The organism is Rhodococcus sp. MT28 (genome assembly GCF_058792695.1).
Genome location: NZ_JBXAFD010000001.1, coordinates 1,160,626 through 1,187,315 on the forward strand (window position 1 = coordinate 1,160,626; position 26,690 = coordinate 1,187,315).

Annotated in this window: 29 protein-coding genes and 1 pseudogene; 15 read left to right on the forward strand and 15 right to left on the reverse strand. The window is 62.6% G+C overall.

Annotated elements, in window-relative coordinates; genetic code table 11:
* Nucleotides 1-67: 67 nt before the first annotated feature.
* The 3 genes and pseudogenes from trpS to AC1Q6C_RS05570 all read right to left on the reverse strand — a co-directional run bounded on the left by trpS (nt 68) and on the right by AC1Q6C_RS05570 (nt 2,915).
* Nucleotides 68-1,108 (reverse strand): annotated as a pseudogene (gene trpS, locus AC1Q6C_RS05560) (tryptophan--tRNA ligase).
* A gap of 199 nt (nt 1,109-1,307) precedes the next feature.
* Nucleotides 1,308-2,534 (reverse strand): IS30 family transposase, encoded by a 1,227-nt coding sequence (locus AC1Q6C_RS05565; protein ID WP_492666416.1) that lies wholly within the window; start codon nt 2,532-2,534, stop codon nt 1,308-1,310.
* A gap of 102 nt (nt 2,535-2,636) precedes the next feature.
* A complete protein-coding gene (locus AC1Q6C_RS05570; RefSeq protein ID WP_492666417.1) occupies nt 2,637-2,915 on the reverse strand; it encodes a hypothetical protein in 279 nt (92 codons plus the stop codon).
* A gap of 49 nt (nt 2,916-2,964) precedes the next feature.
* Here AC1Q6C_RS05570 and AC1Q6C_RS05575 point away from each other — a divergent pair, with 49 nt between their 5' ends.
* Nucleotides 2,965-3,408: a hypothetical protein gene (locus tag AC1Q6C_RS05575; protein ID WP_064074241.1), complete on the forward strand. Its 444-nt coding sequence runs from the start codon at nt 2,965-2,967 to the stop codon at nt 3,406-3,408.
* Nucleotides 3,409-3,412: 4 nt separating this feature from the next.
* Here the strand turns inward: AC1Q6C_RS05575 and AC1Q6C_RS05580 are convergent, their stop codons facing one another.
* A complete protein-coding gene (locus AC1Q6C_RS05580; RefSeq protein ID WP_492666418.1) occupies nt 3,413-4,246 on the reverse strand; it encodes an alpha/beta fold hydrolase in 834 nt (277 codons plus the stop codon).
* Between the two features lie 74 nt (nt 4,247-4,320).
* On the opposite strand from AC1Q6C_RS05580, the gene AC1Q6C_RS05585 reads away from it, so the two are divergent.
* The 5 genes from AC1Q6C_RS05585 to AC1Q6C_RS05605 all read left to right on the forward strand — a co-directional run bounded on the left by AC1Q6C_RS05585 (nt 4,321) and on the right by AC1Q6C_RS05605 (nt 10,214).
* The gene (locus AC1Q6C_RS05585) at nt 4,321-4,800 is read left to right on the forward strand and encodes a MarR family winged helix-turn-helix transcriptional regulator (protein WP_064687758.1); all 480 of its coding nucleotides are present in this window, start codon (nt 4,321-4,323) and stop codon (nt 4,798-4,800) included.
* Entirely contained in the window at nt 4,797-5,429 is a 633-nt protein-coding gene (locus AC1Q6C_RS05590) for a 5-oxoprolinase subunit B family protein (RefSeq protein ID WP_030537216.1), read from the forward strand. Before AC1Q6C_RS05585 ends, AC1Q6C_RS05590 begins: the two co-directional genes overlap by 4 nt.
* Nucleotides 5,426-6,289 carry a 5-oxoprolinase subunit C family protein gene (locus AC1Q6C_RS05595; protein WP_492666419.1) on the forward strand — a complete coding sequence of 288 codons (864 nt, stop codon included), beginning with the start codon at nt 5,426-5,428 and terminating at the stop codon, nt 6,287-6,289. Before AC1Q6C_RS05590 ends, AC1Q6C_RS05595 begins: the two co-directional genes overlap by 4 nt.
* Before the next feature lie 46 nt (nt 6,290-6,335).
* Nucleotides 6,336-7,886, forward strand: coding sequence for a bifunctional 3'-5' exonuclease/DNA polymerase (locus AC1Q6C_RS05600; protein ID WP_050654595.1), 1,551 nt, complete (start codon nt 6,336-6,338; stop codon nt 7,884-7,886).
* A 102-nt stretch (nt 7,887-7,988) separates the two neighbouring features.
* Nucleotides 7,989-10,214 carry an MMPL family transporter gene (locus AC1Q6C_RS05605; RefSeq protein WP_075834453.1) on the forward strand — a complete coding sequence of 742 codons (2,226 nt, stop codon included), beginning with the start codon at nt 7,989-7,991 and terminating at the stop codon, nt 10,212-10,214.
* A 4-nt stretch (nt 10,215-10,218) separates the two neighbouring features.
* Here the strand turns inward: AC1Q6C_RS05605 and AC1Q6C_RS05610 are convergent, their stop codons facing one another.
* Genes AC1Q6C_RS05610 through AC1Q6C_RS05625 form a run of 4 tightly spaced genes read right to left on the reverse strand, consistent with a single transcriptional unit; the run spans nt 10,219 to nt 12,698 of the window.
* Nucleotides 10,219-11,064 (reverse strand): DNA-3-methyladenine glycosylase family protein, encoded by an 846-nt coding sequence (locus tag AC1Q6C_RS05610; protein WP_492666420.1) that lies wholly within the window; start codon nt 11,062-11,064, stop codon nt 10,219-10,221.
* Complete coding sequence (locus AC1Q6C_RS05615) at nt 11,061-11,660, reverse strand: methylated-DNA--[protein]-cysteine S-methyltransferase (RefSeq protein WP_007729599.1); 600 nt, start codon at nt 11,658-11,660, stop codon at nt 11,061-11,063. Before AC1Q6C_RS05615 ends, AC1Q6C_RS05610 begins: the two co-directional genes overlap by 4 nt.
* The gene (locus AC1Q6C_RS05620) at nt 11,657-12,211 is read right to left on the reverse strand and encodes an RNA polymerase sigma factor (protein WP_080961251.1); all 555 of its coding nucleotides are present in this window, start codon (nt 12,209-12,211) and stop codon (nt 11,657-11,659) included. Before AC1Q6C_RS05620 ends, AC1Q6C_RS05615 begins: the two co-directional genes overlap by 4 nt.
* A complete protein-coding gene (locus tag AC1Q6C_RS05625) occupies nt 12,198-12,698 on the reverse strand; it encodes a methylated-DNA--[protein]-cysteine S-methyltransferase (protein ID WP_003940613.1) in 501 nt (166 codons plus the stop codon). The genes AC1Q6C_RS05620 and AC1Q6C_RS05625 overlap by 14 nt, the downstream gene beginning before the upstream one ends.
* A 144-nt stretch (nt 12,699-12,842) precedes the next feature.
* Between AC1Q6C_RS05625 and AC1Q6C_RS05630 the strand changes: the two genes are divergently transcribed.
* Nucleotides 12,843-13,388, forward strand: coding sequence for a hypothetical protein (locus tag AC1Q6C_RS05630; RefSeq protein WP_007729604.1), 546 nt, complete (start codon nt 12,843-12,845; stop codon nt 13,386-13,388).
* Nucleotides 13,389-13,392: 4 nt separating this feature from the next.
* Here the strand turns inward: AC1Q6C_RS05630 and AC1Q6C_RS05635 are convergent, their stop codons facing one another.
* The 4 genes from AC1Q6C_RS05635 to AC1Q6C_RS05650 form a co-directional block, all read right to left on the reverse strand.
* The gene (locus tag AC1Q6C_RS05635; protein ID WP_030537223.1) at nt 13,393-14,130 is read right to left on the reverse strand and encodes an SDR family NAD(P)-dependent oxidoreductase; all 738 of its coding nucleotides are present in this window, start codon (nt 14,128-14,130) and stop codon (nt 13,393-13,395) included.
* On the reverse strand, nt 14,127-15,152 hold the full coding sequence (locus AC1Q6C_RS05640; RefSeq protein WP_007729609.1) for a phosphotransferase family protein: 1,026 nt from the start codon (nt 15,150-15,152) through the stop codon (nt 14,127-14,129). Before AC1Q6C_RS05640 ends, AC1Q6C_RS05635 begins: the two co-directional genes overlap by 4 nt.
* Nucleotides 15,149-16,360 (reverse strand): acyl-CoA dehydrogenase family protein, encoded by a 1,212-nt coding sequence (locus AC1Q6C_RS05645; RefSeq protein WP_003940162.1) that lies wholly within the window; start codon nt 16,358-16,360, stop codon nt 15,149-15,151. The genes AC1Q6C_RS05640 and AC1Q6C_RS05645 overlap by 4 nt, the downstream gene beginning before the upstream one ends.
* A gap of 75 nt (nt 16,361-16,435) precedes the next feature.
* Nucleotides 16,436-18,214, reverse strand: a complete 1,779-nt coding sequence (locus AC1Q6C_RS05650) for an ABC transporter ATP-binding protein (RefSeq protein ID WP_230359110.1) — start codon at nt 18,212-18,214, stop codon at nt 16,436-16,438.
* 95 nt (nt 18,215-18,309) lie between these two features.
* On the opposite strand from AC1Q6C_RS05650, the gene AC1Q6C_RS05655 reads away from it, so the two are divergent.
* Nucleotides 18,310-18,897, forward strand: coding sequence for a TetR/AcrR family transcriptional regulator (locus AC1Q6C_RS05655; protein ID WP_030537226.1), 588 nt, complete (start codon nt 18,310-18,312; stop codon nt 18,895-18,897).
* On the opposite strand, the gene AC1Q6C_RS05660 is transcribed toward AC1Q6C_RS05655, so the two are convergent.
* Entirely contained in the window at nt 18,832-20,367 is a 1,536-nt protein-coding gene (locus tag AC1Q6C_RS05660) for a helix-turn-helix transcriptional regulator (RefSeq protein WP_065351451.1), read from the reverse strand. The genes AC1Q6C_RS05655 and AC1Q6C_RS05660 overlap by 66 nt on opposite strands.
* A 170-nt stretch (nt 20,368-20,537) precedes the next feature.
* On the opposite strand from AC1Q6C_RS05660, the gene AC1Q6C_RS05665 reads away from it, so the two are divergent.
* The 6 genes from AC1Q6C_RS05665 (at nt 20,538) to AC1Q6C_RS05690 (ending at nt 24,000) form a co-directional block, all read left to right on the forward strand.
* Complete coding sequence (locus AC1Q6C_RS05665) at nt 20,538-20,912, forward strand: PLDc N-terminal domain-containing protein (protein WP_030537228.1); 375 nt, start codon at nt 20,538-20,540, stop codon at nt 20,910-20,912.
* Entirely contained in the window at nt 20,909-21,346 is a 438-nt protein-coding gene (locus tag AC1Q6C_RS05670) for a DUF6325 family protein (RefSeq protein WP_064687762.1), read from the forward strand. The genes AC1Q6C_RS05665 and AC1Q6C_RS05670 overlap by 4 nt, the downstream gene beginning before the upstream one ends.
* Nucleotide 21,347: 1 nt before the next feature.
* Complete coding sequence (locus AC1Q6C_RS05675; protein ID WP_054825971.1) at nt 21,348-21,656, forward strand: SHOCT domain-containing protein; 309 nt, start codon at nt 21,348-21,350, stop codon at nt 21,654-21,656.
* Nucleotides 21,657-21,721: 65 nt separating this feature from the next.
* Nucleotides 21,722-22,699 carry a DUF1214 domain-containing protein gene (locus tag AC1Q6C_RS05680; RefSeq protein WP_003940299.1) on the forward strand — a complete coding sequence of 326 codons (978 nt, stop codon included), beginning with the start codon at nt 21,722-21,724 and terminating at the stop codon, nt 22,697-22,699.
* 27 nt (nt 22,700-22,726) lie between these two features.
* Nucleotides 22,727-23,140 carry a phage holin family protein gene (locus tag AC1Q6C_RS05685; RefSeq protein ID WP_020970904.1) on the forward strand — a complete coding sequence of 138 codons (414 nt, stop codon included), beginning with the start codon at nt 22,727-22,729 and terminating at the stop codon, nt 23,138-23,140.
* Nucleotides 23,141-23,178: 38 nt separating this feature from the next.
* Nucleotides 23,179-24,000, forward strand: a complete 822-nt coding sequence (locus AC1Q6C_RS05690) for a tyrosine-protein phosphatase (RefSeq protein WP_230359112.1) — start codon at nt 23,179-23,181, stop codon at nt 23,998-24,000.
* Here AC1Q6C_RS05690 and AC1Q6C_RS05695 read toward each other — a convergent pair.
* Nucleotides 23,987-24,964: a DMT family transporter gene (locus AC1Q6C_RS05695; RefSeq protein ID WP_230359113.1), complete on the reverse strand. Its 978-nt coding sequence runs from the start codon at nt 24,962-24,964 to the stop codon at nt 23,987-23,989. The two genes, AC1Q6C_RS05690 and AC1Q6C_RS05695, sit on opposite strands and share 14 nt — an antisense overlap.
* A gap of 34 nt (nt 24,965-24,998) precedes the next feature.
* Between AC1Q6C_RS05695 and AC1Q6C_RS05700 the strand changes: the two genes are divergently transcribed.
* Nucleotides 24,999-25,577 carry a TetR/AcrR family transcriptional regulator gene (locus tag AC1Q6C_RS05700; RefSeq protein ID WP_151098287.1) on the forward strand — a complete coding sequence of 193 codons (579 nt, stop codon included), beginning with the start codon at nt 24,999-25,001 and terminating at the stop codon, nt 25,575-25,577.
* A 127-nt stretch (nt 25,578-25,704) separates the two neighbouring features.
* Here the strand turns inward: AC1Q6C_RS05700 and AC1Q6C_RS05705 are convergent, their stop codons facing one another.
* Nucleotides 25,705-26,598: a LysR family transcriptional regulator gene (locus AC1Q6C_RS05705; RefSeq protein WP_042924016.1), complete on the reverse strand. Its 894-nt coding sequence runs from the start codon at nt 26,596-26,598 to the stop codon at nt 25,705-25,707.
* Nucleotides 26,599-26,690: the final 92 nt, after the last annotated feature.

Genomic DNA, 26,690 nt, shown 5'->3' on the forward strand with positions numbered 1-26,690 from the left:
GGGGTTGAACGCGGCAACACCGGACTGCCAGAACTCGCTTCGCTGGTTTCTGCATCTGTGCAGTCGATCAGTAGATGGTGCCCATTGCGGTTCGGACTTCGTCGAGGGTCTGTTGGGCGATTTCGTTCGCGCGCTGGTTTCCGATGCGCAGGACGTCGGTGACATGGTGGGGGTCTTGGGCGAGGGCGTTTCTGCGTTGCCGGTGAGGGGCGAGGAAGTCGTTCACGAGCGTGGTGGTGAGCTTTTTGAGTGCGCCTGCGCCGGCGTCGCCGATCTGGTCGGCGAGGTCGTGTTCGTCGCGACCTGAGCACAATGCTGCTGTGGTCAGCAGTGCGGATACCCCGGGGCGGTTGATCGGGTCGAAGGTGATGCGGCGTTGTGAGTCGGTCGGTGCCTTGCGGATTGCCGCTGTGGTTTCGTCGGCGGTCATCGACAGTGTGATGGCGTTTCCGTAGCTCTTGGACATCTTTCTGCCGTCGAGTCCAGGTACTTCGGGGCTCGAGGTCAGCAGCGCTTGAGGTTCGGGGAAGACCTGGCCGAAGCGGTCGTTGAAGCGTCGCGCGATGACACGGGTCATTTCGACGTGTGGGAGGTTGTCTTTGCCGACTGGGACGAGGTTGCCTTTGCAGAAGAGTATGTCCGCAGCTTGATGGACCGGGTAAGTGAGCAGGAGACCACTGAGGGCACGCCCGGACGCGGCGTGTTCGGCCTTGACTGTCGGATTGCGGTGCAACTCGGCCTCGGTGACCAGGCTCAGGAACGGCAACACGAGTTGGTTCAGTGCGGGTATCGCGGAGTGGGTGAAGATCGTCGCTCGTTATGGGTCGATGCCTGCGGCCAGGTAGTCCAGTACCGCGCTGTAGACGTTGTCGCGGACTTCGCCGATGGCGTCGCGGTCGGTGATGACCTGGTAGTCCGCGAGGACGATGAAGGTGTCGACGCCGCACTGGTGCAGGCGGGCCCTTTCTGCGAGGGTGCCGAAGTAGTGTCCGAGATGCATTGGGCCGGTGGGGCATTCACCGGTCAGGACTCGGTATCGGCTCGGGTTTTCGGCGATGTCGTCGCGTAGACGGTCGCTGCGTGCAGTGGTTGTTTCGAGGGATGTCACTGTAGGGCTCCTGAATGGTCAGGGGCTGTACGGAACCTCGGGCTCGGCCAGGATCGACTTGCGCGTGGGCTGCATACAGCCCACGACATGGTTAGACGGGCTGCGAGAGCAGCCGCCACCATGTCTGTCGGATCACGATCACCCGGCCAGGGTAGCAGTTCATCCGGCGTTGAACGATGGTGCAACTCGGTCGCGATGGTTACGGAGACAAGTTATCGAGCAAACCGCGGAGGCGATTTTCGGGCGTACTCCAACCGAGTATTTTGCGGGGCCGGTTGTTGAGCTCGGCGGCGACCGCATCCAGGTGCTCGCGACTGTGCGATGCCAAGCTCGTCCTCTTAGGAAAGTACTGCCGCAGCAAGCCGTTCATGTTCTCGTTGGAGCCGCGCTGCCACGGGCTGGCGGGGTCGCAGAAATAGACAGGGATCTGGGTGTCGAGCGTGAATCGACGGTGCGAGGCCAGTTCAGATCCCTGGTCCCAGGTCAGTGATCGAACTAGATGTGCAGGAAGGGTTTTCATTCGTTCAGTCAACGCTAGGCGTACCGACTCTGCGCCTCGGCCGAGTGGGAGGTGAAGTAGAATCAAGTACCGGGTGCTGCGCTCGATGAGTGTGCCAATCGCGGAATTGCTGTCTTTGCCGATGATCAGATCTCCTTCCCAATGTCCGGGCACGGCTCGATCTGTCACCTCGTCGGGTCGTTCGCTGATCATGACCATCGGATACGTAAAACGCGGTCGCCGCGCGGTGGACCTGCGATGCGGTTTTCTTGCGGTGCGGCCGGTCCTCAGTGCAGCGGACACTTCTCGTCGAAGTGCGCCACGACCTTGAAAATAGAGAGATCGATAGATGGTTTCGTGGGCTACCTGCATCTCGTTTTGCTGCGGAAACTGCCGCCGGAGGGTCTGGCAAATCTGTTCAGGACTCCACCGCAAGCCCAATCGTTCCTGAATGAATTGCCACAGTTGCGGATTCGCGGTGATCTTACCTGTCTTAGGTCTCGGCTTTCGTGCGTCCGCTCGTGTTTGTGCAGCGTAGGGGCGGTAGCAGCCGCTAGTCGGATGGCGATTTCGACGGATCTCTCGGCTGATTGTGGAAGGACTGCGGCCTAACTCAAACGCGATCGTGCGGACTGTGGCGTTCTCGCGCAATCGATCCGCGATGTGCACCCGATCGGATGCCACGAGGTACCGGCTGGGGCCAGCAAGGGGCACCACCGAATCGATCGGCGCCGCCGCTGCACTCACTCCGGACGCGTTGCGTCCGTTCCTCCAACGCCGGCCGGTTTTGGGATTGATTCCAACGATTCGGCAAGCTTCGTTGTTGCTCAGCCCCTGCTTCATGAGCTGCAAGTATGCCGCTCGCTCGTTCCGAAGCGGAATACGTCCTTGCGCACTGCTTCGATTCGTCCGGATCTCGAATTCCATCGCACCTCTTAAGCTGCGGTGTTGCGACGATCCTTAGAACCCAAGTGGAGGTCGGGGCCTTTCCTCATAACCCACGGACCAGCAAGCGGGTCCGCTGCCTGGTCACTCGCTTGCCAGAGTGACACTCCCACGAGTGAGGCTCCACCCGAACCTCGTCGCGATGACAGCTGACAGCCAGCCCATCAGCGCACCCACCAGTGGAGCAGCGACGGCGGTGTAGATCGCCTCGTTGGAAACACCAACCGACACGGCGGAGTCACCGACGAAGGCGAAATCGGTTCGGGAGGCGAAGGAGGCCCACTCGATCAGGCCGGAGACAACAATAATCAGGAACCCCCGCAGGAAGCCGAAGCCGGCCAGCAGAACGTGAAGTGCGCGCATCCGGTCAGTCTGCCTGTAACACCCACCCAGATAAAACCGACCTGCTGGTATGACACTTTCACGTATCGCTCGCACTTCCGTGATCGCCGCCGCCCTCTGCGCGGGCGCAGCCATCTGTTCCGCGACGTCAGCTTCCGCGGACGTAGTCGACGTCACGATCCTTCCGGGTCTCAGCAGCGGGCCGACGACGCCGTACGGAGCGGGCTGCACGTATCTGGTGGTTGCCAGGACAGCAGCGTTGAACGAGCCGAACGTCTCGATTGTCGACATGAACCGAGCGTCGACCATGTTCCCGCAGGAACTGATCTGGGACACCGTCAATCCCTACTTCACCTTGCCGGTCGTACTCGGCCACGCCGTCACGCTGTGGACTCCGACTGCACCGGGCGAACACTCTCTGATGGCCTACCAGACGTCCGCGGGCGGGCCAGTCACAACGGTCGATGTCAATCCGGCGACACCGATCGGTCCGGGGTGCGTCGTCGCACCCTGATCCGCTAGCCCTCCAAGAAGTCGACGAGCACCCGGTTGATTTCATCGGCGGGAACCATCGGAATGCTGTGATGCGAAGAAGCTTTCAGCACCTCGACACGCGCTGCGGGAACCCTCTCCCGCACTGACATCGACACGGTTTCCGCATCATGCACCCGTCCGTCTTGTGCGAGGACCACCAGCAACTCGACATCCAGTGCGCTCAAGGCCTCCTTCGAAGGACGTCGAGGCACTACGAGATCGGGTCGCGGTAGATCCGAAGTGCCCACTTCCACAAGAGACAGCCAGTCGGAGTCGATACTCAACTCACCTGTCTCCCAATCCAACAGTCGCCGTCGGCGCGCTCGCGACGGGGAGAGCAACAGCGGAAGCGCACGCAGAAGGTAGCCCGCCTTCATGCCGGAGAAACTCGAATTAGGATCGAGCAGAACAAGTTTCCCGACACGATTCGGTCGATGCAGCGCAAAGGCCAACGCAATCATTGCGCCATAGGAATGTCCGATCACATCAACGGTGCCGGCCCCGGTGCAATCGACTATCGAGTCCATCCACTCGATCAGATCGTCGACGGACTTCATCGGATCACCATTCGGAACGCTCCGCCCGGCATCGCCCATGGTGTCGACAGCAAAGACACGCCGGGATTTCGACAGCGTCGCAACATTGTCGAACCACACCGTCGAAGTGGCACCTCCCCCGGACAGAAGGATCAACGGCCGCGAGTCTGCATGCCCACAGACGTTCACATGCGTGTTACCGAACCGCCCCGCGAGATCCACACCCAGCGGTTTCTGCGGCCATTTGGTCAGTACAGCGTCGTATGCGCGATTGAAGTCCATCCCCCACCCCCATTTCTCTCGATTATCGAGATAGTAGACAATCAAGAGACAACACACCAGGGCTGGAGGCATCCTTGAGCGTCGGCGATGCAGAAGACGAAGCGATGGCGATCGTCCACTCGCTTCGCGCACTTACCGTCGACTTGAACGTGGCGGTTTCCGGCTTTGCGAACAAGTACAAAATGCACTCCACCGACGTGCGCGCGTTGATCTGCCTTCTCGATGCCGAGCGCTCGGACACACCGGCGACACCAGGCTGGCTCGGCGCACAGCTGGGTATCAACTCGGCGTCGGTGACCGCGCTCGTCGACCGGATGGTCAAAGCGGGCCACGTAGCTCGGGAGCGAGACTCAGCAGACCGCAGGCGGGTGCTCTTGCAGGTCACACCATCGGCGGTCACTCTGGGCGAGAGTTACTTCGGCCCACTCATTTCACGGGCGGTGAGCACCCTCGGCAATTTTACCGCCACAGAGCGAGCCACCATCGCGAGTTTCATCGCCGCGATGCGAGCGGACGTGGAGCGGACTCGAGTCGATAGGGAACCCTCCCGGTGACTCGCATACTTCCCGCGGGAGAACGCGCATTGCTCGTGGACTTCGATTCCGAAGCTGGCGTTCTAGCGTTCACCGAAGCACTGACGCGTAACACCCCGGTCGGGGTCGAAGACTTCCTCCCCGCAGCTCGCACGGTCCTGGTCACGTGCACCCCGGCGGCAGATCTCACGTACGTCCGGAAGTGCTTGAACGATCTCGAGCAGACCGATTCTGCCGCGACCACAGACGAGCATTCCGAGACGGATGCACTCACCATCGCCGTCAGGTACGACGGGCCCGACCTCGACGACGTCGCACAGTCACTTGGTATGAGCCGATCCGAGGTGGTTGCGGCCCACACCGGGGCAATGTGGCGTTGCGCCTTCATCGGATTCGCACCCGGCTTCGCCTACCTGACTTCAGGCGACACTCGGCTCGACGTTCCGCGTCGAACGCAATCACGAACCGCTGTGCCTGCCGGTTCCGTCGCCCTGGCCGCTGGATACAGCGCGGTCTACCCGCGGGCATCGCCGGGTGGCTGGCAGATCATCGGGAGCACCGATGCCGTGATGTGGGATCTGAACGCCACACCACCGGCCACCGTTCAGCCCGGCAGACGCGTGCGCTTCGTGAACGAGGAACAACGATGAACGGCCTCGAGATACTCGACACCGGGCCGCTGAGCCTGATCCAGGACCTCGGACGGATAGGTCATCTTCGCTCGGGTGTCGGGGTTTCCGGTGCGGCGGACAGGCGATCTCTCAGGCTTGGCAATCGGCTCGTCGGCAACAACGAGGGCGCAGCCGGTGTCGAGGTCCTCCTGGGTGGGCTGAGTCTTCGGGCGCAGCAACCGACAACGATCGCGTTCACCGGTGCGCCTGCACAGGCCTACCGCGACGGCATTCCGGTCGGGCATTCGAGCGTGATCGATCTGCGGGCTGGTCAGACCGTCCGCCTGGACTACGCACCGAGTGGACTGCGGACGTATCTGACCGTCCGAGGCGGCATTGTGGTTCCCGAGATCCTGGGATCGCGCAGCACCGACACGATGTCCGGGATCGGTCCGGCGCCTCTCGCGCCTGGTGTTTTTCTACCGATCGGGCCATCGCCGACCACGTTCTCAGCCGTCGACCTCGCACCGGTGCCGCCGATGGCAAACGAGACTCTCGCCATTCGAGTGGTGTTCGGTCCTCGCGCAGATCGATTCACCAACCCCGAAACACTCCTCCATGGCCGATGGGCGATCTCGACCGACTCGGACCGAATCGGCGCACGCGTCGATCGCGTCGGCGCCGACGAACTACTTCGAAGAACAGACGACACCGAACTGCCCACCGAAGGCGTGGCACTCGGATCGATCCAGGTCCCACCCAGCGGCCAACCTGTCGTGTTCCTCGCCGATCACCCCATCACCGGCGGCTATCCGGTGGTGGGAGTGGTCGCGGACGCAGATATCGACCGACTCGGCCAAGCCCGCCCGGGTCAGCACATCCAGTTCGTCGGGGCCTGAGCACGCCGAGCGATGGCGTGTCGGACCCAGCCGTCACACTGATGTCGTGCGAGTTGTCCTGGTCCCCGGTAGTACGACGTCCACGGGAGCTGTGACGGCAACTGTCCTACGGACCGATCCCGCTGGAACGCCGCTCGCCGATCCCGTCGAATACCCCGACCTGATCGCAGCGGTACGCACCATCGAGGAAGCCGAGCACCCGCGGTGGGTGTGGCCGAGTACGGCGACCGTGTACCCACCTCTACTGCGGGCAGGCGTACGGGTTCAGCGGTGCCACGACATCTCCCTGACCCGCGCGATACTCGGAATGCGCGCCGGCAAACCGTCACCGCCCGCTGAGGAGTTCGACGACGATCGACTCGGACTCTTCGACACTGCACCCGTTCTCGATCCCCTCGCCGTCGTCACCGAATTCGCCGAGCAGCGCGCAACCATCGGCGCGGACGCTCGACTGGACTTGTTGATCGCAGCAGAATCGGCCGGCGCTCTCAGCGCCGCCGAGATGACGCACACGGGCCTTCCGTTCTCGACGCAGAAGCATCGTGAACTCCTCGAAGAACGACTGGGGCCGCGGCCGACGGGATACGACCTCCCCGCACGCATGCAGGAACTTGCCGCCCAGATCAGCGAGGTCTTCGGGCGCACCGTCAATCCTTCGTCTTCGGTGGAGATCACCGAGGCGTTCGGACGTCAGGGCATCGAACTACCGTCGACGCGCAAGTGGTTTCTGCAGGAGATCGATCATCCGGCTGTGCCGCTGCTCCTACGTCACCGCGAACTCGCCAAGCTGTACAGCACCAACGGTTGGCAGTGGATGGACAGTTGGGTGCGGGGAGATCGATTCCGTCCGATCTACGTTCCCGGTGGTGTCGTGTCCGGCAGGTGGGCGAGTCGAGGCGGCGGGGCCCTCCAGATTCCGAAGACAATGCGCTCGAGCGTCGTCGCCGATCCGGGCCACGTGTTCGTCGTCGCCGACGCCGGTCAGCTCGAGCCCCGAATTCTGGCCGCCATGTCCGGCGACCGCCGCATGATGGCCGCCGCCGGGGACGACGACCTGTACGCACTTGTCGGTGCCGAAGCCTTCGGCGGTGATCGCGCCAAAGCCAAGGTCGCAATCCTCGGAGTCCTGTACGGGGCGACGGCGGGTGAAGCCAAAGCACTGCTCGTCTTGTTGCGGAAGCGATTCCCGGTCGCCGTCGAGTACGTCGAGCAAGCTGCCAAGGCAGGTGAGCGCGGCGAGGTGGTGAAGTCACTGCTCGGCCGGGCCTGTCCCCCACCGTCTCCCGACTTCTACTCCCACGGCGACGCTCACGCCCGCGGTCGTTTCACGCGCAACTTCGTCGTGCAGGCCACTGCGTCCGAGTGGGCGCTGTGCCTCCTGGCCGACCTCAGGCGCCGCCTCGCCGAAGATCCGGACGGCGAGTTGGTCTTCTTCCAGCACGACGAGGTAGTCGTGCATACCCGAAATCCTGAGTCAGGTACCGCCCACGTGCTGGCCGCCGCGGCTTCGGCAACTCGATTGTTGTTCGGCGACACAGTCGTCCGTTTTCCCATGGACGTCGCAGCCCGCGAGACATACGGCAAAGGCACTTCGTAGCGTCGTCAATTCCACGCCAAGTGGTTCCACCGCGCCCGTATTGCGTGTTCTACTGGAAAATGTTGCTTTGTTGGTGCTGGTCGACTGCGTTCGAGGAGAACCATGACCAAGCTGGACACAACTGACGCAGAACGGAACGAGCGCGGAGCCGTGAAGCGCCTTCGCGTGCCGATCTTCACCGTGATCGCCCTTGCGATCTTCGCCTTCGTCGCAGGCGGATTCGGCGGTTCTTTCCAGGGCAAACTCGCCGAGGTTCAAAAGAACGACAACGCCTCGTACCTCCCGAGTTCCGCCGAATCGACAATCGTCAGCAACCAATCCGCGAACTTCCTCGCAGTCGAGACGATCCCTGGATTTGTTCTGTTCCATAGAGATTCGGCCCTCACCGAGGCGGACAAATCTGCAATCAACTCGGCCTACGGCGCCATTGCCGGCGTCGCCGGGGTAGACGCCGACGGTATGCAGCCCACTCAGTACTCCGCCGACGGCACAACTGCGTCGATCTTCGTGCCACTCGTCGCCAAGGACGGAGACACATCCGTGGCAGGCGATGTCCTGGCGACCACCGAGCAGAACGTCATCGACGCAGCAAAACAAGCAGCTGGTGATGTCGAGGTACTCCCAGCCGGGCCAGGTGGGCTACTCGTTGCGTTCATCGACGCCTTTGCCGGTCTGGACGGAGCGCTCCTTGGCGCGGCACTCCTGGTCGTGATCCTCATCCTGCTTGTCGTGTACCGATCGCCGGTGTTGTGGTTCTTCCCGCTGTTCTCCGCGCTCCTCGCCATCGGTTTGTCGTCGATGGTGATCTATTTTCTCGCGAAAGCCGAATTACTCACTCTGACCGGACAATCTCAAGGCATCCTTTTCGTGTTGGTGATCGGTGCCGGTACCGACTACGCCCTACTCTTGATCTCTCGCTATCGCGAAGAATTGCACACGTATCCCAACCGCTTCGACGCGATGATCAAGGCCTGGCGCGAGTCTGCGCCGGCCATCACCGCTTCGGCTGTCACCGTGATTCTCGGTCTGCTTTGCCTGACGTTCTCTCAACTCAACTCCAACAAGAGCCTCGGACCCGTCGCCGCCATCGGGATCGCCTGCACCTACCTGGTGATGATGACGTTCATGCCGGTCGCTCTGGCCGCCACCGGACGGTGGGTCTTCTGGCCGCGCAAGCCCAAGGTCGATCACGCCGCAGACCTTACGACGCACGGGATGTGGGGCAAGATCGCCGAGGCCGTCGGTAGCAAGGACCGCCCACTGTGGATCGGCGCCACAGTGTTGTTGATCATCCTGTTCGCGGCCGGGATCGGCAGTCTCAAAACCGATGGCCTGACATCCACCGAAAGCTTCACCAATCGTCCCGACGCAGTTGTCGGACAAGAACTCTACGACTCGAAGTTCGATCCCGGAGCCGGCGCACCGGCCGTGATCACCGCAAACGCCGACCAGGCCGACGCCGTCATCAAAGCAGCCAGCGGCGTCGAAGGTATCTCGCAGGATCCCGGCGCCGTCTGCACCCAGGTGGACGTCGCAAAGGTCAGCGATTTGATCAAGACCAACCCCGCTGCCGTCGCACAAGCCGCCGCTGCGGGTTGCGCCCCTGCGGCTTTCACCGTTGCACCGATCGACGGCCGAACCATGATCAATGCAACCCTCGCCGACTCCTACGATTCGCCGCAGGCACTCGAAACTGTCAAGCGACTGCGGACTGCCGTCCACGACGTGCCCGGCGCCGACGCGCTCGTCGGCGGCAGCACGGCCACCACCCTTGATGTCCAGGCGGCCTCGGTCCGCGACAGAAACCTGATCATCCCGATCGTGCTGGTGGTGATCTTCCTGGTTCTGGCCGCTTTGCTCCGTGCTCTGCTGATCCCGGTGATTCTCATTGTCACCGTGGTGCTTTCCTTCGCGGCGACCCTCGGTGTGAGCGGATTCTTCTTCACACACGTATTCGGGTTCGCCGGGGCGGATCAATCGTTCCCGCTGTTCGCCTTCGTCTTCCTCGTCGCGCTGGGTATCGACTACAACATCTTCCTGATGACCAGAGTCCGGGAGGAGACCGGAGAATTCGGCACCCGTGCAGGTGTACTGCGCGGTCTTGCGGTGACGGGCGGCGTGATCACGTCAGCCGGAATCGTCTTGGCCGCAACGTTTGCCGTACTGGGAATCCTGCCACTGGTCTTCCTCGCCGAGATCGGATTTGCCGTGGCCTTCGGCGTGCTGCTCGATACGATCATCGTGCGCAGCGTCCTGGTGCCGGCACTCTCTCACGACATCGGGAAACGTATTTGGTGGCCGTCCGAACTGGCCCGCGCGAAAGACTGACCGACTACAGAAACGCTTCCTTGGTCCACAGATGAAAGAGCGCGTAGGCTCGCCAGGGTCGCCAGCGCTCGGACAACGCTGTGGCTTCTTTGGCCGTCGAGACCCCCAGCGCACGTTTCAACACCAGATCATCGGGTACGAATGCGTCGCGATCACCGAGAATCCGGACGGTGAGATAGTCAGCGGTCCACGGTCCGATTCCCTTTAGCGCCAACAGCTCTCGACGAAATTGGACAGGATCCGCATTCCAGGAGAGATCGAGGCCGTTCGCTGCCGCAGTTGCCAGCGTGTGCACTGTCCTTGCGCGCGCTGTGGTCAATCCGACGGCTTTCTGTATGCCCTCGGTTGATTGCGCTGCAACCACGTCCGGATCAGGGAAGGCAAGAAAATCCCCTTGCACCGGTACCCCGAATGCGCTGACAAAACGACCACCGAACGTCCTCGCCGCGCCGAGCGAAACCTGTTGTCCCAGAACAGTGAGCACTGCGGTCTCGAACCCGTCCACCGAACCGAGCACACGCAATCCTGGACGGGCGGCAACAAGTGGGGCCAACAACTCATCACTACCGAACGCCGCTTCGACAGCAGTGTGATCGGCGTCGAGGTCGAGCCAACGGCGCACGATCACCTCCAGCACTGCGGAATCCGCTACCGGCACATCGGAATCCACGACGACACCGTCGTCGGTCCACGACACCGACACGACAACGGGTCCGGAAGGCAACGGTACGACTCTGGTGTGAACACCGTCGTCGTGACGCTCGAGGCCTGCGACGCAGTGAGCCCGCAGGGCACCGGTGAGCGGTTCGACTGCATAGGGCGCCTGAAAGCGCAGCGTCACTGCGCTCACCGGCCGGCTTCCAGATCCAGCAGAATCGCTTTCAGTTCGGGGCCACCCGCGTACTGCCCGAGGCTGCCGTCGCTGCGCACCACCCGGTGACACGGGACCACCAACGGCAGCGGGTTCTTTGCACATGCGGTCCCTACGGCACGCACCGCACGTGGGCTTCCCGATGCTGCCGCGACCACCGAATAGCTTGCAGTGTGGCCGTATTCGATCTCGGGAAGATGACGCAACACTTCGCGTCGGAACCCCTTCGCGAGTTGAAAGTCCAAGCGCAGATCGAATTCTCGACGCGCACCGGCAAAGTACTCGTCCAACTCGCGAGCGACAGTGTCCAGCCTGCGCGGGTAATGAAGCACACGGGGGCTGACGGTGTCCGCCAAACGTTCCAGAACGAGGTCGTGCCCTTCGACGGCAAAGGCAACCCGCACCAGGCCGACATCGGTCGCCGCCAGGAGCAGCTTTCCGACCGGCGAATCGACGGTTCGATATGCCACGTCGATCAATTCAGCTTCGGACGCCTGAGCAGCCAGGCGCGCCCGTAGGCGGATCATGGCGTCAGCGTCAACGGCTGGAAGCGCCTCGAACACATCGTTACTCATGAGTGACTCCCTTCCGCAGCGGTAGCGGACAAGTAGGTTCTTCGTAGTGTGGCGATACCGTCCGCACCCGCGCGTCTGGCGGCCGCCGGGGTGTTGCCGAGGATGTCCGCGATCTCTGCGTACGGCAGCCCACCCAGAAAGTGATAGGCGACTGCCGCACGTTGTTTGAGCGGTAGCTGTTCGAGTGCGTCCCAGAGTTCGTGATCCCACGTTCCGGGTACGCCGATTCGCGTCGGCAACTCCGGAACGTCGTCTGTCGGCACGGCCACCCGGGCGCGCACTCGGGTGATGTCGATTGCCTTGCGGTGCGCGATGGTGACCAGCCAGGCTTCGATGTTCGCGTCCGGATTCAGATCCGGATATGCCCGCATCGCTGCGATGAACGTCTCGGACCACGCGTCCTCGGCGTCGACGGGCCCGACCACCGCGCGGCAGACACGGAGGACCACTGCACCGTATTCGGTCACGACGTCTTCGAACGGTTTGAGTGTCACGACCGGTAGACGTTCCCGATCACCGAATTGTGAGCCGAGCGCATCAGAAGAGGACATCCGATTCGCCGCCGTGCTCGCGGTCGAGCAGGAACCGCTTACGTTCGAGGCCGCCGGCGAAACCGGTCAGACTTCCGTCGCTACCGACCACGCGATGACAGGGAACGATGATGCTGATCGGATTCTTGCCGTTTGCCGCGGCGGCGGCACGGATCGCAAGCGGGTTACCCAAAGTTTGCGCGAGCTCCATGTAGGTCCAGGTTTCGCCGTACGGGATCGTTCGCAAGGTGTCCCACACCCGCTTCTGGAACTCGGTACCCACGGGCGCCAGCGGCACGGAGAACTCCGTGCGATCACCCTCGAAGTACTCGGTGAGCTGCGATTCGACTTCACCGAAGACCGCCGAGGAACGATCACCGAACGTGGACTCGTCCGGCTTGTGGCGATGCTCCGCCATGTACAGCCCGCAGAGGTCGTCACCTGCTGCTACCAGCGTCAACGCTCCGATCGGCGAGTCGATCACAGTGTGCGTACGGATAGCCGTCATGTCTCGATCCTTCCAGGTTGCGCGGTGCGGCAGGCAGCGGGTGAAGTGATTGTCCGCGCCGGCACCGACACCTCGAAGACGCCGCGGGCCTCGTGAATGTGAGATTTACCTGTACTTTGACGTCACATCAGGCAGTATCGAGGGATGGCTCTAGTTTTGCCCGGCAGCTCCACCGTCGTCCGCTCCGTCGGCGACGTGGTGCACTGGTCCCTGTCCACGGTCGCTTTTGCGGTCACCCTGCCCACTCGACTCGAGGCGCTCCTCTTCTCGGTCGAGAGGTTGGTGGCGCGCATCAACCAGATCGCCGACAACGCCGACCGCGTCGTCATCGGAGCTGCCGCCGTGACCGTTCGCGCTGAGACACTGGTCGAGGCCGTCGAGCAGACGTCGGACATCGCGGGTCAACTCCTCGAGATCTACGAGCCCATCGCCCTACAGCTCGCGCCGCTGGCCGCCAGGTTCGCCGACGACCTTTCCGAGGCAGAGGTCAGCGCCGCGATCAAGCTGATCGACCAACTACCGGAGCTCACCGACCGGGTGGCCGCGGTGTTGCCCATCCTCGGAACCTTGGACTCCGTCTCGCCCGAGATCCACGAACTCCTCGGAGTGGTCAAGGACCTGCGGCAGGCGATCGTCGGGGTGCCTGGCTTTCACTTCTTTCGCAAGCGGGGCGAAGCCAAGCTGGATTGAAATTTCAGGCGGAGTAGCCGTTGGTCCCGGCCCGCGCCATGACGACCTTCGGAACGACCGCTCGAGACGAGAGCTTGAGCAGACCGTCCACCAACTCCACGATGTCGTCGACCTTGATCATGGTGTCCGGTGTGATCCGATCGTGTGTCCATGCCGACATGTCGGTGTCGACGTAACCGGGAGCGATGGCCGTCGCACTGACGCCGTTTCCGGATTCCTCGGCGTTGAGTGCCTCGACCATCGAAATCAGCGCAGCTTTGGTGGCTCCGTAGACGGCCAGGCCGCTCTCGGCATACACACCGGCCATCGAGGCGAGAGCGATCACCTTCGCTCCGCCGGCAAGGTCCGCGTCCGCCGCTGTACGCAGGAGCGGCAGCGACGCTTGCAATAGTGCAAACGGTGTTCGGAGATTGACGGCAACGGTCTTGTCGAAACGTCGCATCGGGTAATCCGCCACTCGCCCACTGGTTCCCACTCCGGCGTTGAGGACGAGAGCCCTCATGGAGCCGAATCGCTCATTGTGTGTGGCGACGAGTGCTGCGGCGAAGTTCTCGTCCGCCATGTCGCCGGCCGAGACGACGACGTCCGGCGATCCGGCGCGGGTAAGTTCTTCGGCGACAACGGCGAGCCGCTCGGTATCACGCGCCGTGATGGTCAGCCCGTACCCTTGCGAAGCCAAGCGTGTTGCGATGCCGAGCCCGATTCCCTTGGAGGCGCCGGTGACCAGTGCTGATCGAGTCATTCGAATTTCCCTTGCAGTGCGTTGAGTCCGGCCGAGATCAGTTCCGGCACAGAAGATCCAGCCTTGTCGAATCCCCCGCCGACGGTGGCTCCTGCTCGGAATCGGTGATCGATGCCCTGCGCCACGACGGCGAGTTTGAAGAACCCGAGCGCCATGTAGAAGTTCCAATGCGCCAGTTCACGACCCGAAACGGACGAATACCGTTGCGCCAGATCGACAACGGACGGTAGCGACGGGCTCGTCCACGCAGCAGGCTCACCCAGAACCAGATCCAGCGCGGGATGCCGATAGACGCACATCATCGCGATGTCCGCCAGCGGATCGCCCAGCGTCGACAGTTCCCAGTCCACCACTGCGGCAACCTTGGTGACGTCGTTCGCCGCGAGAATCGTGTTGTCGATCCGGTAGTCGCCGTGAACGATCGACGAGGCTGATTCCGCCGGAATCAATTCCGCGAGGCTCGACGCCAACCTGTCCACGTCGGCCGAGTCCTCGGTCTTGACGCGTGACCATTGACCGGCCCACAACTTCACCTGGCGGGCTACGTAACCGTCGGGTCTGCCGAGTTCGCCGAGACCCACTGCGGTGTAGTCGACGTCGTGCAGTGCAGCGAGAACACGCACCAACTCGTCGGTGCACTGCGTGACCTGCGCTGCCGGAACAGCTTCCAACTCGGTTTTGGTTCGGATCACTTGACCGGTAACGAACTCGACCACCGTGAACGACGCACCCATCACCGAGGCGTCCTCGCACAGCACGACGGTCGGCGCGACCGGCACGGCGGTGTTCTGCAACGCCGAGGTGATTCGGAACTCGCGCGCAACATCGTGCGCCGACGGCGTGAGGCCGGCCGTGGGTGGACGACGGAGAATCCACTTCGAGTTGTCGTCGAAGATTCCGTAGGTGAGATTGGATTTGCCGCCTGAAATCAGTTCGGCTCGCAACTCTCCGCTCACCTCGACGCCAGCGGCTTGCAGATACTTGTGGAGCGCCGCGAGATCGAGTCCTGGAAAGTCCGTCACTTCGACTCCTCCCGAGCAGCGCGCTTCGCAGCTCCGACAACACGTTTCGCAATTGCCCAGCGATGAACCTCGGACGGGCCGTCGTAGACGCGGAAGGGACGCACTTCGCGGGACAAGCGTGCCAGCGGCAGATCGCCGGACACGCCCATTCCGCCACACATCTGAATGGAGCGGTCCACGATCCGGAAGATCGCCTCGGCAGCGTAGGTCTTGGCGATGGACGTCGCGTTGCTCGCGTGCCCGCCCTGATCGAGTTCGAAGCAGGCCTGCACCAGAAGTGCGCGGCTGGCTGCGATGTCGATCTCGTTGTCGGCGACCATCTTCTGGATCATTCCGAGATCACCGAGTTTCGAGCCGAAGCCTTCTCGTTCGGCAACTCTGGCCACGGCGACGTCGTGGCCGCGGCGCGCTGCACCGAGCCAGCGCATCACGTGCGTCATGCGGGCGGGACCGAGGCGAACCTGCGCGTAGGCGAAACCTTGATCGACCTCACCGAGAACGGCCTCGTCGGGTACGAAGAGATCCTCGAACGTGACCTCGCAGTGCCCGCCGATCATGGCCTTGTCGAGGGTGTCGATGTGTCGACCCACTACCAGGCCGGGAGTATCCGTCGGCGCCAGGAACATGGTCGCTCCGCCGCGCTGCCCGGGCTCACCGGACGTGCGCGCCATGATGATGAAGAACCCGGCGCCGTCGGCGCCGGTGATGAACCATTTCTTACCGTTGATCTTCCAGCCACCGGGGACTTTCTCGGCGCGGGTGTTCAAAGCCGAAGGATCGGATCCCGCTCCCGGCGCGGGTTCGGTCATGGCGAATGCCGACCGCATGTCCCCGCTTGCGAGCGGCGCGAGGAACTGCTGCTTCTGTGCTTCGTTCGCCACGTGGGCCAGCATGTGAACGTTGCCCTCGTCCGGCGCCGCGATGTTGAGCGCCGTCGGCCCGAATAGCGAGTAGCCGGCTTCCTCGAAGACCGGCGCGCGATCACTCATGTTGAGTCCGTGTCCGCCGTACTCGATCGGCGCATGCGGGGCGAAGACACCGGCTTCTTTTGCTGCCGACTGCATCTCGATGCGGATTGCATCGCCACCCGCTACAGCGATGTCACCGGCGTGTTCGTCTTCGATGGGGAGCACTACGTTGCGCGTGAAGTCGCGCGTCTTCTCGATCAGCGCCACCACCTCGGGCGCGTACGTCAGATCGATTGCCACCAGCCACCTCCGAAAGAACATCCCGACCGAGCGATCGCTCGGTATCAGCACTCTCGCACACGCCGACGCGTCGGGTCAACAATCCTCGAGCATTGCCTCGCCCTGATCGAGCCTGCCGGCAACCACCATGTCGCGGTACAGATCGTCCTTGTCCATGAGCTCGTCATGGTTGCCGATGTTGCGGATCCGACCGTCTTCCATGACCACGATCCAGTCGGCGTCACGCACCGTCGAGAGCCGGTGAGCGATAGTCACCACGGCCCCGGTGCGCGCACGTTCGTTGATCGCGTCGACAATCGCGGCTTCGGTGAGCGTGTCGACCTGGGCAGTGGCTTCGTCGAGCAGAAGCAAAGCACTCGGCCGCAGAACTGCGCGCGCCATCGCGATCCGCTGACGTTGGCCGCCCGACAGCGAAGTGGCCGTCAGAGCGGTGTCGAGTCCGTTGGGCAGGGCCTCGATCGCGTCGTCGAGCCGGAGCAAGCGCAGAACGGCCTGGACTTCTTCGTCCGTCGCATCGGGATGGCTGAAGACGACGTTCTCCCGAATCGTTCCGGGCACCACCGGTGTCTCCTGCTCCACGTATGCGAGACTCTCGCGCACAGCGCGGTGATCGAGCGCGTCGTAACCGACTCCATGCAGGAGAACCTCACCCGATCGCGGTTCGACAAATCGCAGCACGGTCGAGAGCAAGGTCGTCTTTCCTGCGCCCGACGGGCCGACGATGGCCATGTGCCCACGCGTCGGAATGACCAGCGAGACATCGCGCAACGCCGGCTGGTTCGATCCGTGGTAGCTCACGGTGACGTCGCGCAACTCGATCAGCGGCGCGGCAGCGCTCGTTTTCGCGACCACGTCCACGACCTCGTCGTACTGCTCGGTGGGCAACGACTGCATCTCGCGAATCCGGATAGCTGCCGCGATTCCCGACTGAACGGAGGTCACGTTCTGCGCAAGCTCCGACACCGGCCCCATCAGGGTGAAGGCGTAGAGCAAAAACGCGATGAGCGTCGAGACTGCCATTTCGCCGTCGGCGACTCGCCAGGCACCGAAGCCCAGGATGGCAATGATCGATCCTTGAATGGCGGTCCACGCGACAGTCCACGCGGTTGCCGACACTCGCACCGCCGTGATCGCATGCTTTTTCGCATCGGACGCATTGTTCGTCACCAGAGCCCCGACGCGATCCTCGGCGAGGGAAACCTTGACCGTCCGGATCGCACGCAAGCCACCCTCGAGAACGCCGCCGAGCTGACCGAGCGATTCCTGGGTTCGCGCTTCCGCTGCGGAAATCCGAGGCATCAGAACCGCAAAGAGTATGGAGGCGAACACGATTGCCACCATGGTGACGCCCAACAACGGCAGATCCAGTACGCCCATCAGAACAATCGTTCCGATGGTCAACGCGGCTGCGTTCAGAATATTCACCGCGGCCGACGACGCAGCCTCCCGCAGCAACAAGGTGTCAGACGTGACCCGGGTGACCAATTCACCCACGGATCGCGATTGCAGCGCCGGCACCGTCGCAGCGAGGAATCGCCTCACCAGCGACGACCTGGCGTCGAAGACAACCTTCTCGGCGGCGGTTCCGAGAACGATCCACTGAGCACAACCGAGCACGGCACCGACGATCAGAAGGACGACGAGCGTGAGGATCGGTCCTTTCAGCGACGCACCGGTATCGAGGGTGTCGAGAACCCACTTGGTGACCATGGGCGTTGCCAGCGTCGCCGCGGAGCCGCACAGCGCCAATACCAATCCGAGGAGGAGCGACGGCAGATGCGGTCGAGCAAACTCCGAGAGGACGCGGAGATTGCTCCATTTCGGTGCGGGCTGAGAAGCGTCGGATTCAAGCATGAATTTATGGAACACGAATGTTCCATAAAGGGCAAGAGAAATTCCGATTCGGAAACACTGGATACCGAAACCGGACACGGCTACGCTTCGGATTCGTGACAACGATCCACAGCGCACCAGAACAAAGCGCGACCCGCGAGCGCACACGGAAGGCCATCCTCGATGCTGCCGTTTCGGTGTTCGCATCCAAGCCTGCTGCGACCCTCAGCGAGATCGCGTCGGCCGCAAAGGTCGGCCGGACCACTTTGCACCGCTATTTTCCCGAACGGTCAGACCTGGTCGACGCAGTCGCGGCCGAGGCCACCCGCGCCGTCGGAGAGGCAGCAGCAGCAGCTCGACTCGGCGAGGGTACCGGAGCCGAAGCACTGGTTCGCCTGTGCCATGAATACTTCGAACTGGCCGACCTCTTGACGGTCCTGTTCTTCACTCCCGGTGTGTATCAAGAAGATTCGTTTGCCGAGTCCGCGTCGAACGACGACTCAGTCACCGATGCCATCGAGCGCGGACACTCCGACGGTTCCATCGACCCCGACATGGGTTCGGACTGGGTGCAGAACCTGCTGTGGTCACTGCTCTACACGTCGATGGACTACGTGAACCGCGGTTCCGGGACGCGACTACAAGCCTTGGATCTGACGGTTCGCAGCCTCCGCCGCGGAATCGCCCCCGATCCCGCGGTCTAGGTTGTCGGCTGCTTGGACTGCGGCGCGCCGTTTGGTCACACCTAATTTTCGATAGATCGAGCGAATGTGAGTCTTCACGGTGGGATAGGCGATGCCGAGGTGCGCAGCGATCTCGTCAGCAGTCATCGTGGTTCGCAGAAAAGTGAGGATCTCTTTCTCACGTTCCGTCAGGACTCCGGCGAGTTTGGCAGAGAGCTGGCCCCGTTTTTCCAGAATCGTGCGTAGAAGTTCCTGGTGTCTCGACCCCTGTGTTGCGTGCGCGTTCAACAGATCGACGATTACCGGATCGCCGCTCAGAAATGGGGCGAGAATCCGCTCGGGGATTGCTTCCGCCAGCGCACGATCCAACTGCTCGTGCGCCTGCGGTCCACGCCCGGCGACGGAGCTCAGGGCGGCAGACGTGACAAGGGTGCTCACCAGCGCGTATCGCGGCAGCGCGGCCGAGGTTGCCAAGCGAAGCGCTTGAGCCGACGGTTCCGGATCCCCCATGACTCGGTAGAGCTCCGCGAGAAGCGCGTGAGCGACCGCAGCACCTGTTCTGGTCAGCGTGGGCATTGCGATGCGGCGAGCTTGCTCGTCCTGTCCTTGAGCGTGGGCGAGCCAGGCCGTGGTGACGCGCCGCAGCGTATCCCAAGGAATGCCGTGCTTGTCCGCAGTGCTCACGCCTCGCAGCAGACGAGCGGCGTTGTGGTATCGGTCTTCCCGGTTCAGAGCGATCAGGCTCATCACCAGGTACAGACGGGCGAGCGCCTCGAAATTGGTTCCAGGGCTGCCCTCCTCGATGATCGAGTCGAACTGAGCGATCGCCTCCTCGAAGTCGCCACGCCAGTAAGCGATGCACCCCCGATTCGACTGTGGGAGACCACCTTCGAAGCGTTCCCAATCGGACGCCACATCTCGCGCAGGAAGGCCGTCGAGGATCTGTTCGGCTTCGGTGAATGCTCCCGCGTGGGTCAGCGCAAAGGCCAAGTTGGACTGTGCAAGACGCAATGTCTCCGTGCGCGACTGCAACTGCGCCTCGTCGCTGGCGGAGCGAAGTAGCGCGATGGCACGAGGAAGGTCACGACGAAGCCTGACCTCGGTCCATCCGAGGAGGAAAAGCGCGGACGGGTAATCGTCCTCGGGCTCGCACTGGGCGAGCGCGTGACGCGCGCGATCGGCGATGACGGCCTTGGTCGAGGTGTCCGGAGCGAGCAGCAGGTCGGTGAAGCAGACGACAAAATCGTCGGACGCCACCCGCAGACCCTGCCCGCGGAGAAACTCAGCGCCGTACGGATCACCGCTGAGATCGCGGCAGCACGCCCGTATCAGCAGGATGTGCGGATCGTGGGGATCGGGATGAGCAAGGCAGAGCTGCTCGAGTTCCCTGGTGTGAGATTCGAGAATCAAACGAAGCCAGTTTTTCCGCAGGACTCGTCGAGCCTGCTCCGCCTCACCAGAGGCGAGTGCGTCACGCACGGCTTCGATCATGTGTCGAAGATACTCGAGACGTTCGATGTCCGTGGAAATCCGGTCTCATCCGCTTCGGATGAGACCGCGATCGAAGCCTGCGGAAACCAGTGAGAATTGCCGGAATCAACCGAAATGCGCTAGTCGGCGGAATCCCGGTGCGCAGGCCTGACACGAAACGGATAAGACACATGAGCTTCTGGGAAAGCCTCGGCTGGATGCTGTGGGCAACCGTCTTCATCGGATATCTCTTCGCGCTGTTCGCGATCATCGCCGACCTGTTCCGCGACCACAAGCTCAGCGGTTGGTTGAAGGCCGTCTGGGTGTTCTTCCTACTCTTCCTGCCCATCCTCACCGCGCTCGTCTATCTCGTCGCCCGCGGCGAAGGGATGACGGAACGCAGCAACAAGGCCGCACGCGACGCCGAGAAGGCCGCCGAATCGTATATCCGCGAGGTCGCGGGGAAGAGCCCCAGCGAGGAGATCGCCGCAGCCGCAGCACTGCTCGAAGCCGGAGCGATCAGCGAGGACGAGTTCGCCGCACTCAAGCTGAAGGTCCTCTCGTGAGTGCCGCGCGTTTCGGCCCCGTCGACTTCTACCTTCTCGGCCTGCCTGGGCAGAGCCTCGACCCGGCCGCGCTCTCCGCACTGACCGACCTTACGGATACCGGCCTGGTGCGGCTGCTCGATCTGATCGTCATCTCCAAGTCCGAGGACGATGAACTCACCCTCATCGAAGTCGAGGAGTTGCCGAACGGCTTCGAGATCAACGTCGAGATGCTCGGCGCGTCCGGTCTGCTCGGGCATGAGGACATCACCGAACTCGCGGCAGCCATTCCCACCGGTGCCACAGCGCTGCTGGTCGCGCTCGAGTTGGTCTATCAGCGCGAACTCGCCGCCCGCACCGCTGCGTCAGGCGCGGTGCTACTGGGTTACGAGCGGATACCCGCACCCGTCGTCAATGCCCTCATGGACACGATCAGCCCGAAACTGGAGGTCTGACATGCCGTACATCCCGAGAAGAGGTCGCCCCGGACTGCTGGGCCTCGCCGCCCGCACCGCGGTCGTGACCGGTACTGCGACCGCGGTCAGCGACGGTATGGCCACCCGCCGGCAAAGGAGAGCCCAAGCCGAATACGAGCAGGCGCAGTACGAATTCGCCCAGCAGCATGCCGCACTCCCGATGCCCACACCCGCACCCGCGGCCTCGGTCGATCTCGTCGCCGAGTTGCAGAAACTCGGCGACCTCAAATCACAAGGCCTGCTGAGCGACGCCGAGTTCCAAGCCGCGAAAGCGCGACTGCTCGGCTGATTCACCCCGACGGGCCATGGATTACCGCGCCCGCTTCCGTACCCCGACACCGATTGGAACCCACTATGTCCACGATCGCCGTCAACGTCCTGAACTTCAATCGGGCAGAGTCCGATCTCATGTTCGCTCGCCTGGCCGCGGGCGTCGGCCTGGGCACGTGGAACCACACTCGTGATCTCGGGTCACTCGACAACCAGCCGATCATCCGCCAGAACCGCGACACTCTGTACAGCAGCGCGATCATCGACGTGCGCGAGAACGTCACCATCACGGTGCCCGATACCGGCGAGCGCTACATCTCCGTGTGGGTGGTCAGTCAAGATCACTTCGGTCCCGTCATCCTGCGCGACCCGGGAGAGCACCTGCTCACGCGTGAATTGGTCGGGACCGACTACGCCGCACTGATCGTGCGCATCCTCGTCGATCCGAACAGCCCCGAAGACGTCGCCGAGGTGAACCGGTTGCAAGACGCCCTCAACATCGACGGCGGCGGAACGGGAGAGTTCCCGTTGCCCGACTACGACGAGCAATCGCAGACCGAGACCCGCGACGCACTCCTCGCACTCGCGCGTGGCATCACCACGTACGACCATTCATTCGGTACCGCTGCGGAAGTCGATCCGATCAGGCACCTGCTCGGTACCGCATCCGGCTGGGGTGGCCTTCCCGAGTACGAGGCCACCTACGTCAACTTCGACGAACGTCTCCCGGTCGGGGAATACCGTCTCCGCCTGAACGATGTTCCCGTGGATGCGTTCTGGTCGGTCTCGCTGTACAACGCGGCCGGATACTTCGAAGAGAACGCCCTGGGCGTCAACAGCATCAACAGCCTCACGGCCACCCCAGACTCCGACGGCAGCACCACCATCCGCTTCGGGGTCCATCTCGACGGCGTCGCGAACGCACTGCCCATCATGCCCGGGTGGAACTACGTACTGCGCCTGTACCGCCCCCGTCCCTCCGTGCTCGACGGCACCTGGACGGCGCCTCGTCCCGAAGCCCTGCAGCAAAGCGTTCCCCACGCACACACCACTCTCGGGTGACTCGACCTGATCACGGAGGTACAAGCCATGCGTCTGTTATTTCAGCTCATTTCGCAATGTGTTCTCGGCGCGATAGCGCTGATCGTCGTGCATTTTGCTCTTCCCGGGGTCAGCCTGAGCGTGAACGGCTTCTTGGCCGCTATCGGTGTATTCACCCTCGCACACATGATTCTCGGCCCATTCGTGCTCAGCGTGGCACTGCACTACGCAGCTCCGCTCGCGGGTGGTGTCGGCTTGGTCGCCACACTGCTCGCGCTCTGGGTTGCGACCCTGGTCCCCGACGGTATCGAGATCAGCGGCGTCGGGTCCTGGATCCTCGCCCCGATCATCGTGTGGGTGATCACGGCATTGGGCGGGTGGATCTTCATGGCCCTCGTCATCGACAAGTGGATCAAGAGACGCAATGCCGAAAAGCTCGTGCGCAGTGTGCAGAAGGCATGAATGATCAGTTCGGAAACGGAACCCACAAGGAGTCAGCCATGCCAACTCACCCGCTCGATCGCCGCGTTCTCCTGAAGTCCGCTCCGAACTTCCGGGACCTCGGTGGCATTCCTGTTGCGGACGGCACCGTCCGCGCGGGCGCGCTCTACCGTTCAGCGACTCTCGCGAAACTCGACGGCGACGACCTTGCCGCGGTCGCCGACTTGGACGTGCGGACGGTATACGACCTGAGGACCGCCGCCGAGCGCGACGGCGCACTCGACAATCTCCCTGACTCGACGCGCACAGTCTGGCTCGACGTACTTGCCGACAATGCCCAAAACGCCGCGGCCACTGGACTACTCATGACGGACCCGGTCGCATACGCCGAGACCATCAGCGATGGACGTGGGATCGCACAGATGGAGGAAGCCAACCGCAACTTCGTCAGCCTGCCGTCCGCTCTCGACGCCTATCGCACGTTCTACCTCGACCTCATCGACGAAAAACGCTCCGGGGCAGCACTTTTCCACTGCACCACCGGCAAGGATCGAACCGGGTGGGCCGCGACCTCTTTCCTACTCCTCCTCGGGGCCGACGAAGCCGATGTACGCGCCGACTACCTGGAGACGAACACCGATCTGGCCCCCATGACAGAACCGATCCTCGACTTCGCCGCGAGCAAAGGCGTTGACGCAGAAGTGCTACGACCCCTCCTCGGAGTCCGTGACAGCTATTTCGACGCAGCTCTCGACGAAATGCGCACGCACTTCGGCACCGTCGAGGACTACGCAATCAACGGACTGAAGCTCACCGCAGAGCAACTCACCGCGCTCCGCGAGCGGTTCACATCCCGATCGGCCTTCATCAGCGCGACGTGATCGAAGCTCTCGCCGGGCAGGAATCCGTGCCCTCGTCCTGCTTCTTCGGGCGATTGCCCACCCGGGTGACCACGACGACGGCGACGATGCCCACCGCCAAGCCGAGCGCGGTGAACGGAGTGAAGGATTCTCCGAACATCAGTGCGCCCCAGACCGCGGTGACGGGGGCGATCAAGAACATCAGGGTGTTGACGGACGTAATGCCGATGCGGAGGAGCAACAGCCAGTACAGCCCGTAACCACCGAAGGTGGACAACACGATCAACCAGAGCAACGCGATCCAGAATGTGCTGACACTCGGCGGTGCGGCAGCATCCGAGACGATCGCCAGAGTTGTGAAAACTATTGCGCTGGTTGAGCAGTGGATGACCAAAGCCTGCAGTGGCGGTGTGGACGTGGGAGCGCGTTGCTGGACGAAGGTGGATGCAACCAGGCTGAGCATCCCCAGGAACGGAATCGCGTACGCCCACCACGGCGCCGATGTACCGGCCCCGGCATCGGCTGCCGTGACCATCACGACGCCGCCCATTCCGATCGCCAACCCGACCCACTGCATACGCGGGACTGCGACACCGAGGACCGGACCGAGCAGCGCGGCAGCCACCAGCGGCTGAATACCGTCGATCAGCGCAGTTGTTCCGGTGTTCACGCCGAGATCGACTGCCCAGTACACCGACAACAGGTAGCCACTCTGGGAGAGCATCCCGATCACCACCTGCCTGCCGAGAGCCCGTGGTGTCGGCATCGTGTTCTGGCACCGGGCGGAGAACCAGACAATCGGGAGCAGTACCACCGCGAGCGGGAGAAAACGCCACATCAGCAGCGTGGGGACCCCGGCACTGCCGGCGCCTAGTTTGGCTCCGATGAATCCCGAACTCCAGCACGCGACGAACAGGACCGACAAGGTAGCCGTCACGGCAGATCTCGAGGTCACGATCCGAGGTATACCGATCTGTTTACTCATGAGTCCGACTATACAGATCGGTATACTTTTGTCCATGGCAGAGGAATCCACACCCGAATTGACTCCGAAAGCGCGTCGCATTCTGGAGTCTGCGTCGAAGCTGTTCTACGAAAAGGGGATTCATGCCGTAGGCGTGGATACCGTCGCACTGGACGCCGGCGTCACGAAGAAGACTTTGTACGAACGGTTCGGCTCGAAAGACGGTCTCGTCGTTGAATACCTGAGGGCTCGAGATCGGCGGTGGCGAATCTTTCGCGACGAGAAGCTCGCATCAGCCGGAGCTAGCCGCGCCGAACAGTTGAGTGCGGTATTCGACGCTTCCGCCTCCTGGTCCAAGGCGAGCGGAGGCAAGGGGTGCAGCATGATCAACGCGCACGCCGAGTTCAGCGATCACTCACATCCGGTGTTCGCTGTCATCGCCGAACAAAAGCGGGAGATGTCAGACCTTTTCCGGCGCATTCTGGCGACGGACGGACTAGCCGACGAACGTCTCGTCGAGGCAATCATGCTGCTTCACGAAGGTGCCCTCGTCGCAGACGGGATCGGTATCGGCACCCACCCCTTCGGTGCCGGCCGGAACGCAGCCCTCGAATTGTTGAAGACCTCGGGGTAACCCACCCCTCTTCGCACATTCCACAAGACCCTTCGACAGCGTCCACACCTGACATCGCGATCATTCCTCAGGCGCTACAAACTGACCGTCAACCATCGCCCAACCCGGGGAATACAGGAAACGCACATCACCGCGCATGGAGGTCGGGATTCCTGTCGACAATCTCATGCAAGGCATCGCTTATCGCCCGTACGCGGGCCAATCTGATCAGCTCGCGCGGGACAACGAGCCAATACGACCTCCGAATTACGAACTCGTCACGCAGCACCGGCACGAGGTCATCGTCGGTCGCGCCGATGTATGTCGGCAAGGGCGCGATTCCCACACCGTGCCTGACCGCCTCGTAGTGACCAGCGATGTTATTGGTCTGGATCTGCGCCCGCCCGGTGGGCAGTATCCGGTCGAGGATACGCAGAGGTTCGACATCCAAGAACGCGTCCACATACCAGACGAGCGTGTGATGACGTAGGTCGTCCACCGACGAGATCGACTCGTGCGTCTCCAGATACCGACGCGAGGCGTAAAGCCGCAAGTTGTAGTCCGCAAGTTTGCTGACGACCACAGATCGGGGAGAGGGACGCTCCAACGTGACGGCGACGTCGAAGTCACGCCCGGTCAACACATCGTGGGTAGTCGAAGTCAGCACTTCGGTGTACAAATCCGGGTGCCGGACACGGACAGAGCGCAGGCCCGGAACCAAGACGAAGGCACCGAAGCCGTCTGGGGTCAGGATCCGGACCGTCCCGTTGAGGCTCGGCGACGCCGAGGCGGTCGTCTCACCGAGCGCAGAAAGTAGCGTCGACTCGATACTCTCCGCGTAGGGAACCAATCGCCTGCCCGCCTCGGTCAGCTGCCAGCCCGAGACGCCGCGATCGAAAAGCCTTGCTCCCATGTCTTTTTCAAGCCTAGAGATTCTCCTGGAGACAGTGGTCTGATCGACCCCCAGCCGCTTCGACGTATCCGAAATGCGCCCCGTGCGTGACAGTTCCAGCAGAAAGCGCAGGTTGTCAGAAGTAAACATCGCCATTCCCGTTCTTGGCTGCAATTTTGCATTGAGTACTGCGATCTTACTTGTTGACGACGGCAATTCTGCGGCACAGACTCGAATCAACC

What these genes read in the sequence shown, in the direction of transcription:
- AC1Q6C_RS05565 (WP_492666416.1), bottom strand. Translation starts at nt 2,534, where the DNA reads ATGGAATTCGAGATCCGGACGAATCGAAGCAGTGCGCAAGGACGTATT.
- AC1Q6C_RS05570 (WP_492666417.1), bottom strand. Translation starts at nt 2,915, where the DNA reads ATGCGCGCACTTCACGTTCTGCTGGCCGGCTTCGGCTTCCTGCGGGGG.
- AC1Q6C_RS05575 (WP_064074241.1), top strand. Translation starts at nt 2,965, where the DNA reads ATGACACTTTCACGTATCGCTCGCACTTCCGTGATCGCCGCCGCCCTC.
- AC1Q6C_RS05580 (WP_492666418.1), bottom strand. Translation starts at nt 4,246, where the DNA reads ATGGACTTCAATCGCGCATACGACGCTGTACTGACCAAATGGCCGCAG.
- AC1Q6C_RS05595 (WP_492666419.1), top strand. Translation starts at nt 5,426, where the DNA reads ATGAACGGCCTCGAGATACTCGACACCGGGCCGCTGAGCCTGATCCAG.
- AC1Q6C_RS05605 (WP_075834453.1), top strand. Translation starts at nt 7,989, where the DNA reads ATGACCAAGCTGGACACAACTGACGCAGAACGGAACGAGCGCGGAGCC.
- AC1Q6C_RS05615 (WP_007729599.1), bottom strand. Translation starts at nt 11,660, where the DNA reads ATGAGTAACGATGTGTTCGAGGCGCTTCCAGCCGTTGACGCTGACGCC.
- AC1Q6C_RS05620 (WP_080961251.1), bottom strand. Translation starts at nt 12,211, where the DNA reads ATGTCCTCTTCTGATGCGCTCGGCTCACAATTCGGTGATCGGGAACGT.
- AC1Q6C_RS05625 (WP_003940613.1), bottom strand. Translation starts at nt 12,698, where the DNA reads ATGACGGCTATCCGTACGCACACTGTGATCGACTCGCCGATCGGAGCG.
- AC1Q6C_RS05630 (WP_007729604.1), top strand. Translation starts at nt 12,843, where the DNA reads ATGGCTCTAGTTTTGCCCGGCAGCTCCACCGTCGTCCGCTCCGTCGGC.
- AC1Q6C_RS05635 (WP_030537223.1), bottom strand. Translation starts at nt 14,130, where the DNA reads ATGACTCGATCAGCACTGGTCACCGGCGCCTCCAAGGGAATCGGGCTC.
- AC1Q6C_RS05650 (WP_230359110.1), bottom strand. Translation starts at nt 18,214, where the DNA reads ATGCTTGAATCCGACGCTTCTCAGCCCGCACCGAAATGGAGCAATCTC.
- AC1Q6C_RS05660 (WP_065351451.1), bottom strand. Translation starts at nt 20,367, where the DNA reads ATGATCGAAGCCGTGCGTGACGCACTCGCCTCTGGTGAGGCGGAGCAG.
- AC1Q6C_RS05665 (WP_030537228.1), top strand. Translation starts at nt 20,538, where the DNA reads ATGAGCTTCTGGGAAAGCCTCGGCTGGATGCTGTGGGCAACCGTCTTC.
- AC1Q6C_RS05675 (WP_054825971.1), top strand. Translation starts at nt 21,348, where the DNA reads ATGCCGTACATCCCGAGAAGAGGTCGCCCCGGACTGCTGGGCCTCGCC.
- AC1Q6C_RS05680 (WP_003940299.1), top strand. Translation starts at nt 21,722, where the DNA reads ATGTCCACGATCGCCGTCAACGTCCTGAACTTCAATCGGGCAGAGTCC.
- AC1Q6C_RS05685 (WP_020970904.1), top strand. Translation starts at nt 22,727, where the DNA reads ATGCGTCTGTTATTTCAGCTCATTTCGCAATGTGTTCTCGGCGCGATA.
- AC1Q6C_RS05690 (WP_230359112.1), top strand. Translation starts at nt 23,179, where the DNA reads ATGCCAACTCACCCGCTCGATCGCCGCGTTCTCCTGAAGTCCGCTCCG.
- AC1Q6C_RS05695 (WP_230359113.1), bottom strand. Translation starts at nt 24,964, where the DNA reads ATGAGTAAACAGATCGGTATACCTCGGATCGTGACCTCGAGATCTGCC.
- AC1Q6C_RS05700 (WP_151098287.1), top strand. Translation starts at nt 24,999, where the DNA reads ATGGCAGAGGAATCCACACCCGAATTGACTCCGAAAGCGCGTCGCATT.
- AC1Q6C_RS05705 (WP_042924016.1), bottom strand. Translation starts at nt 26,598, where the DNA reads ATGTTTACTTCTGACAACCTGCGCTTTCTGCTGGAACTGTCACGCACG.